Source organism: Arthrobacter bussei (genome assembly GCF_009377195.2).
Lineage (GTDB): Bacteria > Actinomycetota > Actinomycetes > Actinomycetales > Micrococcaceae > Arthrobacter_D > Arthrobacter_D bussei.
The window spans coordinates 1,051,418-1,064,762 of sequence record NZ_VJXX01000001.1; the positions used below are offsets into that span (position 1 = coordinate 1,051,418).

General features: G+C 70.1%; 11 protein-coding genes. 2 read left to right on the forward strand and 9 right to left on the reverse strand.

Features of this window, described 5'->3' with window-relative positions; genetic code table 11:
- Positions 1-204 precede the first annotated feature (204 nt).
- The 5 genes from FNH21_RS04985 to trhO form a co-directional block, all read right to left on the reverse strand.
- On the reverse strand, positions 205-1,005 hold the full coding sequence (locus FNH21_RS04985) for a sugar phosphate isomerase/epimerase family protein (protein ID WP_152812724.1): 801 nt from the start codon (positions 1,003-1,005) through the stop codon (positions 205-207).
- Between the two features lies 1 nt (position 1,006).
- A complete protein-coding gene (locus tag FNH21_RS04990) occupies positions 1,007-2,020 on the reverse strand; it encodes a Ppx/GppA phosphatase family protein (RefSeq protein ID WP_152812726.1) in 1,014 nt (337 codons plus the stop codon).
- Between the two features lie 55 nt (positions 2,021-2,075).
- On the reverse strand, positions 2,076-4,823 hold the full coding sequence (gene topA, locus FNH21_RS04995) for a type I DNA topoisomerase (protein ID WP_191931626.1): 2,748 nt from the start codon (positions 4,821-4,823) through the stop codon (positions 2,076-2,078).
- 123 nt (positions 4,824-4,946) lie between these two features.
- The gene (locus tag FNH21_RS05000) at positions 4,947-6,812 is read right to left on the reverse strand and encodes a DUF7059 domain-containing protein (protein ID WP_152812729.1); all 1,866 of its coding nucleotides are present in this window, start codon (positions 6,810-6,812) and stop codon (positions 4,947-4,949) included.
- Entirely contained in the window at positions 6,812-7,732 is a 921-nt protein-coding gene (trhO, locus tag FNH21_RS05005) for an oxygen-dependent tRNA uridine(34) hydroxylase TrhO (RefSeq protein WP_152812732.1), read from the reverse strand. Before trhO ends, FNH21_RS05000 begins: the two co-directional genes overlap by 1 nt.
- A gap of 92 nt (positions 7,733-7,824) precedes the next feature.
- Here trhO and FNH21_RS05010 point away from each other — a divergent pair, with 92 nt between their 5' ends.
- Together FNH21_RS05010 and FNH21_RS05015 are read left to right on the forward strand one after the other, a co-directional pair.
- On the forward strand, positions 7,825-8,475 hold the full coding sequence (locus FNH21_RS05010; protein WP_191931628.1) for a GNAT family N-acetyltransferase: 651 nt from the start codon (positions 7,825-7,827) through the stop codon (positions 8,473-8,475).
- Positions 8,476-8,523: 48 nt separating this feature from the next.
- Positions 8,524-10,914, forward strand: coding sequence for a DEAD/DEAH box helicase (locus tag FNH21_RS05015; RefSeq protein ID WP_191931629.1), 2,391 nt, complete (start codon positions 8,524-8,526; stop codon positions 10,912-10,914).
- A 125-nt stretch (positions 10,915-11,039) separates the two neighbouring features.
- Here the strand turns inward: FNH21_RS05015 and FNH21_RS05020 are convergent, their stop codons facing one another.
- From FNH21_RS05020 to FNH21_RS05035, 4 genes are all read right to left on the reverse strand, one after another.
- Positions 11,040-11,426 (reverse strand): Rv3654c family TadE-like protein, encoded by a 387-nt coding sequence (locus FNH21_RS05020; protein ID WP_152812738.1) that lies wholly within the window; start codon positions 11,424-11,426, stop codon positions 11,040-11,042.
- Positions 11,419-11,889, reverse strand: coding sequence for a TadE family type IV pilus minor pilin (locus FNH21_RS05025; RefSeq protein ID WP_152812740.1), 471 nt, complete (start codon positions 11,887-11,889; stop codon positions 11,419-11,421). The genes FNH21_RS05020 and FNH21_RS05025 overlap by 8 nt, the downstream gene beginning before the upstream one ends.
- A complete protein-coding gene (locus FNH21_RS17030; RefSeq protein WP_241742731.1) occupies positions 11,889-12,425 on the reverse strand; it encodes a DUF4244 domain-containing protein in 537 nt (178 codons plus the stop codon). The genes FNH21_RS05025 and FNH21_RS17030 overlap by 1 nt, the downstream gene beginning before the upstream one ends.
- A 348-nt stretch (positions 12,426-12,773) precedes the next feature.
- Positions 12,774-13,292 carry a type II secretion system F family protein gene (locus FNH21_RS05035; RefSeq protein ID WP_206687027.1) on the reverse strand — a complete coding sequence of 173 codons (519 nt, stop codon included), beginning with the start codon at positions 13,290-13,292 and terminating at the stop codon, positions 12,774-12,776.
- Positions 13,293-13,345 lie beyond the last annotated feature (53 nt).

Sequence of the window (13,345 nt, forward strand, 5' to 3'; positions counted from 1 at the left end):
TACCTCATAAGGGTGCGAGTGATGAGGACCGGAATTCCTGATCCGGTCCGGCGTCGGTGGCAACAGATGATCCCCCCAACATCTGGACAGTCCACCGGCGCCATCCTCTTTAAGCCGCCGTGCCCGGTCGCATCGTCGCCACCTTCCCCGCGTCCTCCCCACGGACGGACGTACGCGATCGGTCGGCGAGGTGGTCGCGCAGCGTCAGCTGACGAGATGCTCGCGCGCGAAGCGGAGGGTCTCGGCGAGCCATTCCTCGCGTTCGCCCGCACCTCGGGCGCGTCGCGTACTGACCTCGACAGCCACCACACCGTTCCAGGCATCGGCGGCAAGATGTTCCAGCGCTTCGGCGCACCGCTGCTGGCCCTGGCCCGGCAGCAGGTGCTCGTCCTTGCCGTTCGGTGTCCCGTCCGTCAGGTGCACGTGCGCGAGCCGGTCCCCCAGCCCGCGGATCTCCTCGTAGGAGTCCATCCCGGCGATCGCGGCATGGGAGAAGTCCCAGGTGATCCGGTCGTAGGGCTCCGGTACGGGATTCCAGTGCGGCAGGTAGGCCTTCGCCTCGCGGCCACGGACCTTCCAGGGATACATGTTCTCGACCGCGATCTCGACGCCGTATTCCGCCGCCACCCGCCGGATGCCCTGGGGGAACTCCTCGGCGTACCCCGTCTGCCAGCGGAACGGCGGATGCGTGACCACGGTCTTCGCACCCACCTCCGCGGCCATGGCTGCGGAGAGCTCGATCTTCGTCCATGCCTTGCCCCACACCTGCTGCGTGAGCAGGAGCGTCGGCGCGTGGATCGCCAGGATGGGCATCTCGTACCGCTCGCTGAGGACATTGAGCTGGTCCGGGTCCTGGCTCACCGAGTTGTTGGTGACCATGACCTCGACACCGTCGTACCCGAGATCCTGCGCCAGGGCGAAGGCATCGTGCACTGCGAGAGGGTAGACCGAGGCGCTGGAGAGCGCCACGGGGATGGCGGGAAGTGCCTCTGGCGAGAAGGCCATGTCAGGCTCCGCTGGACAGCGGGCCGCGCCGCGTCGAATCGAGCTGGGCGTGGCCCACGCCCGCACCGGGCAGCGGCTCCTCGGCCTCGAACATCTTGGCGTCGAACCGTCGCAGGAGCAGCCCTTCGCGCAGCGCCCAGGGGCAGATGTCCATGGAGGGCACCTCGAACAGTTCCAGGGCGCACTCGGCGACGAGCGCGCCGGCGAGCACCTGGGGCGCGCGGAGCTCCGAGACTCCGTCGAGGTTGGTCCGGTCCTTCGCACTCATGGCGGCGAGCCGTTTGGTCCAGAGAGTGAGGTCCTCCCGGCGCAGTTCGCGGCGGACGAAAGGACCAGCAGCCGACGGCGCGGCACCGGCGATCCGCGCGAGGGACCGGAAGGTCTTCGAGGTCCCCGCGACCAGGTGCGGCCGGCCGAGGTGGGCGAACTGCGGCACGGCCTCGCGGAGGGTTGACCTGATGTATCGGCGCAGTTCCTTGACGCTCTTGGCCGACGGAGGATCACCCTGCAGCCAGTCCCGGGTCAGCCTGCCCGCACCCAGGGGGACGGACAGCGCGATCTCGGGCAGCTCGTCGGTGCCCATCGCCAGTTCGAAGGACCCTCCACCGATGTCCAGGTTGAGGATCGACTCGGCACCCCAGCCGTACCAGCGGCGCACGGCCTGGAAGGTGACCGCAGCCTCCTGGTCACCGGAGAGTTCCTGGAGGTCGACGCCGGTCTCCGCACGGACCCGCGCCAGCACCTCGCTGCCGTTGCCGGCCTCCCGGATGGCAGAGGTGCAGAAGGCGAGGAAGTCCTCGGCGTCGTGCCGGTCCGCGAAGGCGCGTGCCTCCTGCACGAACCCCACGAGCTCGTCCTGGCCCTCACGGGAGATGCACCCGCGCTCGTCGAGGTAGGCGACGAGCTGCAGGGGCTTCTTGTGGGACGCGAACGGGACGGGCCTGCCGCCCGGGTGGGCGTCCACGAGAAGAAGATGGACCGTGTTCGACCCTATGTCCAGCACACCTAGCCGCATTGTTCCCGCGCTCCCAGCTCAGCCCCCACCATTGTCCGTGTCCGCAGTGCCGCGGCTACTTGCCCGCCGCGACCTTGCGCTTGGCGGGTGCCCGCCGGGTCGTCTTCTTCGGCGCCGGACCCTTGGCGCGCTTCTCGGCGAGCATGTCGATCGCCTGCTCGCGCGTGAGCTCCTCGATCGCCATCGATCCGGGCACGGTGATGTTCGTGACGCCGTCGGTCACGTAGGGACCGAAGCGCCCGTCCTTCACGACGATCGGCTTCTCGCTCACCGGGTCATCCCCGAACTCCGCGAGCGGCGGGGTGACCGTGCGGCCGCCACGCTGCTTGGGCTGCTTGTAGATCTCCAGAGCCTGCTCGAGGGTGATCGTGAAGATCTCCTCCTCCGAGCCGATCGACCGGGAATCGCTGCCCTTCTTCAGGTACGGCCCGAAGCGGCCGTTCTGCACGGTGAGCTCCTTGCCCTCCTCGTCCGTGCCGAGCACGCGCGGCAGGTTCATGAGCTTGAGGGCGTCCTCGAGCGTCACGGTGTCCACGGACATGGACTTGAACAGCGATCCCGTGCGCGGCTTGACCTTCGCCGGCTTCTTGGGCGGCTTCGGCTTGCCGTTCTTGTAGTACTCCACGGGCTGGCTCGCGAGTTCCTCGGCCGTCACCTCCGGGATCAGCTCGATCACGTAGGGCCCGTAGCGCCCGTCGCGGGCCACGATGGTGCGCCCCGTCTCCGGATCCTTCCCGAGCTCGCGCTCCTGCGACGTCGGAGCCTCCATCAGCTCGATGGCCTTCTCCGCCGTCAGCTCGTCCGGAGCGAGATCCTCGGGCACGTTGGCACGCTGCGGCTCCGTCCCCTCGGGCGCGTCCGCGGGGAGCGGCTTCTCGAGGTAGGGGCCGAACTTGCCGACGCGCAGCGTGATGCCGTCCGCGATCTCCACCGAGTTGATGCGCCGTGCGTCGATCTCGCCGAGGTCGTTGACGATCGTGTGGAGTCCCGTCTCCTTGCGATCGCCGTAGTAGAAGCGGTTCAGCCACTCGACGCGGCCGGCCTCGCCGCGCGAGATGCGGTCGAGGTCCTCCTCGAGCTCCGCCGTGAAGTCGTAGTCCACGTAGTCGTTGAAGTGCTCCTCGAGCAGGCGCACCACGGAGAACGCGATCCAGCTCGGTACCAGCGCCTGGCCGCGTGTCCGGACGTAGCCGCGGTCCATGATGGTGGACATGGTCGCCGCGTAGGTGGACGGACGGCCGATGCCGCGCTCGTCGAGGACCTTCACGAGGGAGGCCTCGGTGTAGCGCGGGGGCGGGGACGTCTCGTGGCCCACAGCTTCGATGGCCTTCGCCCCGAGTGCGTCACCCGTGGCGACGTTCGGCAGGCGGGTCCCCTGCGCGTCGTCGTCGGCGCCGTCCTCGGCGCGGTCGGCGTCGCGTCCCTCCTCGTAGGCGGCCATGAAGCCGCGGAAGGTGATGACGGTGCCGGACGCCGCGAACTCGGCGTCCCTGCCGTCCGCGCTCGTCGCGCCGAGGCGTAGCGACGCCGTCGACCCCTTGGCATCGGCCATCTGCGAGGCGACGGTGCGCTTCCAGATCAGCTCGTAGAGGCGGAACTCGTCGCCGCGCAGGGACTGCGCCACCTGGGCGGGCGTGCGGAAGGAGTCACCCGCGGGGCGGATGGCCTCGTGCGCCTCCTGAGCGTTCTTGGCCTTGCCCTTGTAGACGCGCCGCGCCTCGGGCACGTACTCGGGTCCGTACAGCTCCGACGCCTGCCGGCGCGCCGCATTGATGGCCTGGTCCGAGAGCGAGGACGAATCCGTACGCATGTACGTGATGTAGCCGTTCTCGTACAGGCGCTGCGCCACCTGCATGGTCACCTTCGAGCTGAAGCGCAGCTTGCGCGCGGCTTCCTGCTGCAGGGTCGACGTCGTGAACGGGGCGGCGGGACGCCGCGTGTAGGGCTTGGTCTCCACCGAGCGGATCGCGAACGCGGCCGACTCGAGGCCGGCGACCAGCGACCGCGCGGAGTCCTCGTCCAGGCGCGCCACGGCCGACGACTTGAGCTCGCCACGGTCGGTGAAGTCCTTGCCGGAGGCGATCCGGCTGCCGTCGACGGCTACCAGCTTCGCGGGGAACGCGCTGCCCTTCGAGGAGTCCTCGGGCGTGAACGTGCCGGTCAGGTCCCAGTAGGACGCGGCGCGGAACGCCATGCGCTCCCGTTCGCGCTCGACGACGAGGCGCGTGGCGACGGACTGGACGCGTCCCGCCGAGAGCCCACGGGCCACCTTGCGCCACAGGACGGGCGAGATCTCGTAGCCGTAGAGCCGGTCGAGGATGCGCCGGGTCTCCTGGGCGTCCACCATCGGGATGTCAACCTCGCGCAGTTCACCAAGCGCGCGGGTGACGGCTTCCTTGGTGATCTCGCCGAAGGTCAGGCGGTACACGGGGACCTTCGGCTTCAGGACCTGCAGCAGGTGCCACGCGATGGCCTCGCCCTCGCGGTCGGCGTCGGTGGCGAGATAGAGCTCGTCGGCGTCCTTCAGGGCCGCTTTCAGCTCGGCGACGGTCTTCCGCTTCTCCGGGGAGACGACGTAGTACGGCTCGAAATCCTTGTCGAGATCGACCGCGAACTTGCCCACCGAGGACTTCTTGAGTTCCGCCGGCAGGTCCGACGGCTGGGGGAGATCACGGATGTGCCCCATGGAGGCCGCGACCTGGAAACCCTCACCGAGATACCCCGAGATGCTCTTGATCTTGCTCGGGGACTCGACGATGACGAGCTTCTTGCCGTGCTTCTTGTCCGTGGCCTTGGTCGGCACTTCTCTCCTATATATACGGGTGCGATACCTCGGCAGGTTCGCGGGTTCACGGTCCGGAACCCCCTGCTGGGCCTCACCACACAGTATGCGTCATGCGTACCTGCACAAGGGTAACGGCTGGTTTCAGGCCCCCGGAATCAGGAACCCCTCGCGGATCAGCTGCTCGACATCGACCAGCAGCCCGCTGCTGAACGCGGGCTCCGGCCGCTCGAGGAGCATCGCGAGAGCCCCGGCGATCTGCCCTGCCGTGAGGTCGCCGTCGCACGCCGAGGCGAAGCCCGCGAGTTCCGTGCTGAGGAGCGAGGTCCGCCGGAGACCCGCGCCCTGACGCAGCAGGATGACGCCGGGGTGCTCGGCGCCCGGGCGCTGGTGCCGTTCCTCGGTGACGTCATCGGCCACGAGGAGGAACTCGTCCGCGATGCCGAGGCCCGACGCCGACTGCTCGGTCCGCGCGGAGAGCCAGTCCGCGCGTTCGACGGCGGCAGCCAGGTGCGGGCCGATGGGTTGCTCGATCTCGTGCGTGATCTCCTCGAGCACGACCCGGACGAGCGCGTCCTCCCCGGCAGGGCGTCTGAGCCAGACGGAGCCGAATCCGACGGCTTCGACGTCCCGTGAGGAGAAGTCCGCGAGGTACGCGGAGAAGCTGTCGAGGTACGCCGCGCGGTCCCGGTTCTCCGCCGCGTCGCGCAGCCAGGTCTCGGCGTACTGTACCGGCGTGAGCTGCTCGCGCTGGATCACCCAGGCATCGACGCCCGCCGGGACGAAGGAGCGGATCCGCCGGTCCCACGGGGTGCCCTCCGTGATCTCCCAGTTGCCGAGCAGCTGGGCGGCGCCGCCCGGCGCGAGCACCCCGGGGATCTCGCGGATCAGCGTCTCCACGATGGCGTCCCCTGCCAGTCCGCCGTCGCGGTAGGTGTAGGACTCCTCCTGCGGACCGGTGCGCGGCGTGATGACGAAGGGCGGATTCGAGACAACCAGGTCGAAGCGCTCGCCGGCAACGGGGTCGAGGAGGCTCCCGAGCCTCAGGGTGATCCGGTCCCCGGGCTGCTCCGGATCGACCCCGAGCGCGGGCCCGTTCAGCATCAGGTTGAAGCGGGCGAACGCGAGCGCCCGCTCCGAGATGTCCGTGGCGGTGACGTGCCGGGCATGGGACAGCAGATGGAAGGCCTGGATGCCGCAGCCCGTCCCGAGATCGAGAGCGCGGTCCACCGGCGTCCGCATCACGGTCTGCGCCAGGGTCAGCGACGCACCGCCGATTCCCAGGACGTGGTCGTGGCGGAGGGGCCCGGGACGCTGCTCGGAGCCGAGGTCGCTCGCGACCCACAGGTCCCCGCCCACGTCGGAGCCGTAGGGGCGCAGTTCTACGGAGGCCCGGATGCCCACGCCGGGTCCGGGCGTCGTCCCCGTGGGGGCTGCAGGGTCCGCCCACGTCACGGCGGAACCGCCGGCGCCGGCGGACCTGCCGTCCTCGGCCAACCTGCCCTCCTCGACCGGCTCTCCCTCCTCGACCAAACGGAGCCGGAGGAGTCCCGCTCGTCCTGTCCGGGGGAAGGCTGCATCGATCGCGGTGCCGTCCAGGGCTTCCCCGAGGAGCCACAGGAGCACGGGGACGGCTCTCTCCGGCGCGGACCGCGGGGGCCCGCCGCCGTCGACGCGCTGCGGTGACGGCCCGATGGTGGTTTCGGGCGCCGACTTCCCGAGCAGCCTCCTGGCCTCCAGAAGTGCCGGAGCCAGCTGTCCCCGGGCGAGGGCCGCGTAGGCGGCCGGGCCCAGGAGAGCGCCGACGCCGTCGACCGTGTAGTCGAGCGCCTCGAGGTCGGCGGCGAATGCGACGAGCAGTGCGGGGTCCCGGCTCGACGGCGCGGTGGAGACATCAGCGTCGAACTCCGGCCACGTGCTGCCGGCCCGAGCCGCGGCCGCCACGCCGCCGTCTCCGTCGGCGCCTGCGTCGGCGTCGCTCGACCTGACCGCGTCGTCACGTCCGCGCATCAGGCGGCACCCGCTGCGGTCGCTTCGGACTCGTCGGCCTCGCAGCCCTGGGGGCAGCGCAGGGTGACGGGGTCGGCGGCGCAGCCGGCGCAGTACAGGGTGAGGTTCCGGCACTCCTGATTGGAGCAGTTCTGAAAGGTGCTGGTGGGCGCCGTACACCGCACACACCTGCCGAGAGTGACGGCGTCGTCGCTGAATTCGAGGTGCATGCGCTTGTCGAACACGTACAGCGAACCCTCCCAGAGTCCCCCGTCGCGGTACTTCTCGCCGTAGCGGACGATCCCGCCGTCGAGCTGGTACACCTCCCGGAAGCCGCGGTTGACCATGAGGCTGGACAGGACCTCGCAGCGGATACCGCCCGTGCAATAGGTGACCACCGGCTTGTCCTTGAGGTCGTCGTACTTGCCGGAGTCGAGCTCGCGGACGAAGTCGTGGGTCGTCCGCACGTCGGGGACGATCGCGTTCCTGAACCTCCCGATCTGCGCCTCGAGGGCGTTGCGCCCGTCGAAGAAGACGACCTCCTCCCCCGCCGCCTTCTTGGCGTCGACCAGGGCGTGGAGCTCCTCGGGTGCGAGGTGCGTGCCGCCGCCCACCACCCCGTCGCGGTCCACGCGGAGCTCGCCCGGCGCCCCGAAGGAGACGATCTCGTCCCTGACCTTCACGCTGAGGCGGGGGAAGTCCGCTGCGCCGCCGTCGGACCACTTGATGTCCATGCCCTTAAACGCGGGATACTCGCGGGTGGTCTTCACGTACTGTTTGACCGCGGCGATGTCCCCACCGACGGTGCCGTTGATGCCGTCCTTCGAGATCAGGATCCGGCCGCGCAGCCCCCACTTCTCGCAGAGAGCGCGCTGCCAGAGTCTGATGGCGTCGGGATCGGGGAGCGGCGCAAAGGCGTAATACAGGGCAACACGGTTCATCGACACGACTTAAAGCCTACTTTGCGTCTCAAAACGGTCACCCTCGCGGCCGTCCCTGTGATTAGCCGCCGCCGAGAACTATGGTTCAGCACATGGGCGTACATGCAGACGAAGAACTCCTCCAGACCTGGATCACCGGATGGTCCGCGTGCCGCGGGTACGAGGCGCACCGGGACGCGCGCAGCACCTCCGTGCTCCTGACCGACCAGCAGGACCAGACGGAGCACTTCCTCTTCGAACCCACCGCTGAACGCTTCAGGGAGCTTGCGGCCGAGACGAAGGATGACCCGCGGCGCATCCTCACGGTGGTCACGAACCGGATGCGGGAGTTGATCGACGAGGCGGAATCCGCCGGGCTGCGGGTGACCGATCGGCAGCAGTCGCTGATGAGCGCGGACATGCACGGACAGGACGTCGAGGACCCGCGGCCGCCGGGTGACGAATTCACGCTCGAACGGGACAGCGAGGGCGCCTGCCGGCGCGTGACCGTACGGGCCGGCGACGCCGTCGCCGCACGAGGGTCGGTCTCGGTGGTCGATGACTACGCGGTGTACGACCGCATCGTCACCGAGGAGGACTTCCGGCGCCGCGGACTCGGCAGCTACGTGATGCGGGCCCTGACCGCCGGTGTCCTCGAGGACGATGTCACGACCGGGCTCCTCATGGCATCCGCCGACGGCCGCGCCCTGTACGAGTTCCTCGGCTGGCAACACCTGGCGGACGTGTTCGTCATCAGAGGATAAACCCCCTCCGACCCGTCGCTGCGCCCGACCCGATGGGAGAATTGCCGGGTGGCGCCGCCGAACCCCCTGATCCCCCTGCTCGGGGGTGGAACCGACCCCGAGCAGCTCCTCCATGTGCGGGAGATCCCGGCGCGCGAGGCGGAGCACGCTCCATGGCCTGACTGGGCCCACCCCGACGTCGTCGAGGCCTTCGGGGCTCGCGGCGTCCGTGAGCCCTGGCGGCACCAGGTCGAGGGGGCGACGTCGGCCCACGATGGGGAGCACACCATCATCGCGACCGGGACGGCCTCCGGGAAATCCCTGTGCTACCAGTTGCCGGTGCTCGACGAGATCCACCGCAGCGAACTCGCGAACCGCGCCACGCTCGCGCCCAACGGGTCGGTGGCGCTGTACCTGGCCCCGACGAAGGCGCTGGCCGCGGACCAGCTGTCCGCCATCAACGCTCTCAAGCTGCCGACCGTGCGCGCCGAGACCTACGACGGCGATACCGAGTCGGGGGCTCGCCGCTGGATCCGCGACCATGCGAACCTGGTGCTCGCGAACCCCGACATGCTCCACTACGGGATCCTCCCGAACCACACCTGGTGGGCGAGGTTCTTCCGGCGGCTGAAGTACGTGATCATCGACGAGGCCCACAGCTACCGCGGTGTCTTCGGCTCCCACGTCGCCAATCTGCTGCGGAGACTGCGGCGGATCTGCGCGAGCTACGGGGCGCATCCCGTGTTCATCGGGGCGTCGGCCACCTCGGCCGAGCCCGCGGCGTCCTTCGGCAGGCTGATCGGGGCACCCGTGCGGGCCGTCGACCGGGACAGTTCCCCGCACGGCTCGACGACGGTCGCCTTCTGGGAGCCGCAACTCACCGGTGCCAGGGGCGAGAACGGAGCGGCCACCCGGAGAACCGTCATCGCGGAGACCTCCGACCTGCTGGCCAATCTCGTCGCCGCCCAGGTGAGGACCATCGCCTTCATCAAGTCCAGACGGGGAGCGGAGAGCATCGCCCAGACGTCGCGCCGCATGCTCGAGGACGTGCACCCCAGCCTGCCCCATCGCATCGCCGCGTACCGCTCCGGCTACCTGCCGGAGGAGCGGCGCGCCCTCGAATCCGCCCTCCGCAGCGGCGAGCTCCTCGGGGTGGCCAGCACGTCCGCGCTGGAGCTCGGCATCGACATCTCCGGTTTGGATGCGGTGCTCGTCGCCGGCTGGCCCGGTACCCGCGCCTCCCTGATGCAGCAGATCGGCAGGGCCGGACGGTCGGGTCAGGACGCCATCGCCGCCTTCGTCGCGAGCGACGATCCCCTGGACACCTACCTGGTCCACCATCCGGAGGCCGTGTTCGATCTCGCCGTCGAGGCCACGGTGTTCGATCCCTCGAACCCCTACGTCCTCGGCCCGCACCTCTGCGCCGCCGCCGCGGAGCGTCCCCTGACCGACGAGGACCTCGACCTCTTCGGTCCCACCTCGGATGAACTCCTCGGCACCCTGTGCGAGCAGGGCTTCCTGCGCCGCCGGCCGGCCGGGTGGTTCTGGACGCATCCCCAGAGCGCGGCGGCGATGGTCAACCTGCGGGCCGACGGCGGCGGACCCATCAACATCGTGGAGGAGGAGTCCGGCGCGCTGCTCGGGACGATGGACTCCCCGCAGAGCCACTACCAGGCTCATCCCGGTGCGGTCTACGTCCACCAGGGACGGACCTACGTGGTGCAGGAACTCAACGAGGAGGACCACTGCGCCGTGGTGTCGAGGGCACACCCCGACTACTACACGCAGGCACGCGATGTCACGCAGATCGAGGTGATCGGGCGAGACATCAGCGTGTTGTGGGGAGGGGTGCTCGCGAATTTCGGCGACGTGAAGGTGACCACGCAGGTGGTCTCCTTCCAGCGCAAGGCGTTCTCGTCGAACGAGATCCTGGGTGAGGAACCCCTCGAACTCGGTGCGCGGGACCTCTTCACCAAGGGCGTCTGGTTCGAGATCAGCCCGCAGCTCCTCGAGGCCGAGGGCATCTCCGCGGAGGAGCTGCCCGGCGCTCTCCACGCGGCCGAGCACGCGGCGATCGGCCTGCTGCCGTTGGTGGCCTCGAGCGACCGCTGGGACATCGGCGGGGTGTCCACGGCACTGCATGCGGACACCGGGCAGCCGACCATCTTCGTGTACGACGGCCATCCCGGCGGGGCGGGGTTCGCCGAGCGTGGTTTCGAGGCCGCCCGGACATGGCTGTCCGCCACGCGCGATGCGATCGAGGCCTGCGAGTGCGCGTCCGGCTGCCCGTCCTGCGTGCAGTCGCCGAAGTGCGGCAACCGCAACAATCCGCTCAGCAAGGGCGGGGCAGTCGCCGTGCTGTCCCTCATCCTGCAGCAGGCGGGGTCCGCACCCGGCGCTGCGTCCGGGAACCGGGCGGCAGGTACGGGCAGGTCCGTCCCCGCCGGCGGGGACGACTGATCCGAACACGCCCCGGGGAGCGGACCGGCTGCGCCCGTGACGCGCCGGCGTCGCGGACATCGTCGCATGCAGCAGGACGACCGGCCGCCGCCCGGCGGGCCCTCCTCCCGGGCAGATGAACGTCCTCACGGCGGCGGCCCCGCGCGTGCCGCTCCGACCGCATCGGGCAGGACGCCGACGACGTCGATACTCACGCGAACGGTGACAGTTCCCTCGCCGGTCGCCCCCACAGCGCAGTCCTGCACCGTGGCTCCGTGCCTGGCCGCCACCTCGGCCGCCACCACGCAGGGCTCCCCGGCCGTCAGCCCCCGGGCTGTGTCCGCCGCGGCCAATGCGGACAGGTCCGCCGCCGTCGCCGCTCTCGATGCAGCGGAGGCCGCCTGCAGGAGTAGTCCGGCCGATCCGATGAGCAGCAGTGCCAGCAGTGCGAGTCCCGCCATCAGCACCGTCCCGGCGCCCGTCTCATGGTCGAGCCGATCCGGGCCGACCCCTGGAGCGGTCGACCTAGCCATTCGCCTCCTCCCGACCGGACGCCGACGCGATGAGGTCGATGTCCATCAGGTCGACGACCGGCCCCACGACCTCGGCCCGGACGTGTACCGTCGTCCAGCCACCGCGGGATTCGATGGAGGCGACGGCGCCCTCGCCCGCCAGCCTGCGCACGGTCTGCTGCACGGAGGCGCTGCTCTCGCCGCGAACGGCCTCCCGCGCTCCGGCGCGCGCCGCCTCGTCGATGCGCAGCTGCAGCACGCCGACATGGCCGATGCCGAGGAGGAGACCTGCGAGGAGGACCAGGGCGGGCACCACGACGGCGACCTCGGCGGTGACCGACCCGCGTTCGAAGCACTCGCGGCCCTGCACCCGCGTGTGATCGAAGGACTGCAGGACCCGCGCAGGGTCGCGAGCGGGGTCCACGCCGGGAGCAGCCCGGGCTCCGACATGACCGCCGTCGGACCCGCCCTGATCTCTGCGCATCAGCCGAAGTTCAAAGCCGACGCGATGAGGGACATGAGCAGCCCCTTGATCTCCCCGCTGGAGAGGACCGCGACGAGCAGTGCGGCGAAACCCACCGCCGCGAGCGTCGCGATCGCGTACTCCGCCGTCGCCATACCGGCCTCGCGATCGATCGGCCCGGCCCCGCGGTCGCGGAGAATCCGCTTGTTGGAGCGGTGGCGCTGCGCGGAAGCGCGCCGGGCCACCCGGTTCCGCCCGGCATCGTCGACCCCTGCGTGCAGCGAGGTCCCTCCGTCGGGTCCGCTGGTATACCGACGTCCGCCACCGTCTCCATCACCGGGGCCGGGGCCGGCATGCGGGATGACGGGGAGGCGCGGCACGGCGATCATCCTCGAGCCACCGCTGCAGTCGGCAGATGCGGAGGACTCGGCTTCACGCGGGTCGCGTCCTCCTGCCGGGCCCGACGGGTGAACGGGATCATCACGGTGCAGTCCCTCCCCGGCGTGCAGCGTCCTCTGGTGGGTCTCCGGGCGACTCGTGGGCAGTTGTTTCACCATGACATTTCCTTCTCGTCGTGGGCTTCCCCACGCTCTGTGCGCGACGGTCGTCGCACGAACAACTCTGGTCGGCTCGACCGATGTGCCGGCCGGACGGAGGCGCTAAGTGGATAACCGGTCGCGGAAGACGTGGCAGGTCCTGCTCCGGCCCGACCACCGCATCGGCCAGTCCGGCGGCCGTCGGCCCGGGCGTGCACGGCAGGGGATAGGACCGCCGGCCCAGACGTGCACGGCAGAGGGTAGGGCGACGTCCAAATCGGACTCGGCCGGACCGGGATCGACGTCCCGGACCAGGCACGGCATGAGCGGAGCCGACGGAGCCCCGACGGAGCACACCGGTGGACCCACCTAGAGCGTCGGCAGGAGGCCGAGCACCACGGGAACGACGCCGAGGCAGATGAACGCCGGCAGAGAGCAGAGTCCCAGCGGCAGGACGAGGTGCACGCCGAGCGCCGCTGCCTTGCGTTCTCCCGCTCTGATGCGGCGACGCCGGATCTGCAGGGCGTGTGCCCGCAGGAGTTCGGCTGACGGCGCCCCGGTCGCGACCGCGAACTGGAGTCCACGACGCACGGCGTCAACGGTCCGTGCGGCGCGCTGCTCCCCTCCACGCAGGGGACCGCGCGACCGGCCGCCCGGCTCCGTCCACGTCATCGCGACCATCTCCCATGCATCGTCCCAGGCGGCTCCGAGAAGTCGTGCCTGATGGACCCGGCTCAGTGGGATACCGACGTCGACGTCCGCGACCGCGGCAACCGCGGCCAAGGCATTCTCGACCGAGGACCCCGCGTCGAGCATCGCTGCCATCAGGTCGAGGAGCAGGGGCGCGTCGTCCACACCACGCCGCTCGCGGGAGCGTCCCGACGGCACCGATGCGCACCTGGTCCGAGGTGGGTGCAGAGAGAGGAGGACAGTCCCTGCAG

Excerpts from the sequence above, each read along its gene's own strand:
- FNH21_RS04985 (WP_152812724.1), bottom strand. The coding sequence starts at position 1,005 with ATGGCCTTCTCGCCAGAGGCACTTCCCGCCATCCCCGTGGCGCTCTCC.
- FNH21_RS04990 (WP_152812726.1), bottom strand. The coding sequence starts at position 2,020 with ATGCGGCTAGGTGTGCTGGACATAGGGTCGAACACGGTCCATCTTCTT.
- FNH21_RS05000 (WP_152812729.1), bottom strand. The coding sequence starts at position 6,812 with ATGCGCGGACGTGACGACGCGGTCAGGTCGAGCGACGCCGACGCAGGC.
- trhO (WP_152812732.1), bottom strand. The coding sequence starts at position 7,732 with ATGAACCGTGTTGCCCTGTATTACGCCTTTGCGCCGCTCCCCGATCCC.
- FNH21_RS05010 (WP_191931628.1), top strand. The coding sequence starts at position 7,825 with ATGGGCGTACATGCAGACGAAGAACTCCTCCAGACCTGGATCACCGGA.
- FNH21_RS05020 (WP_152812738.1), bottom strand. The coding sequence starts at position 11,426 with ATGGCTAGGTCGACCGCTCCAGGGGTCGGCCCGGATCGGCTCGACCAT.
- FNH21_RS05025 (WP_152812740.1), bottom strand. The coding sequence starts at position 11,889 with ATGCGCAGAGATCAGGGCGGGTCCGACGGCGGTCATGTCGGAGCCCGG.
- FNH21_RS17030 (WP_241742731.1), bottom strand. The coding sequence starts at position 12,425 with ATGGTGAAACAACTGCCCACGAGTCGCCCGGAGACCCACCAGAGGACG.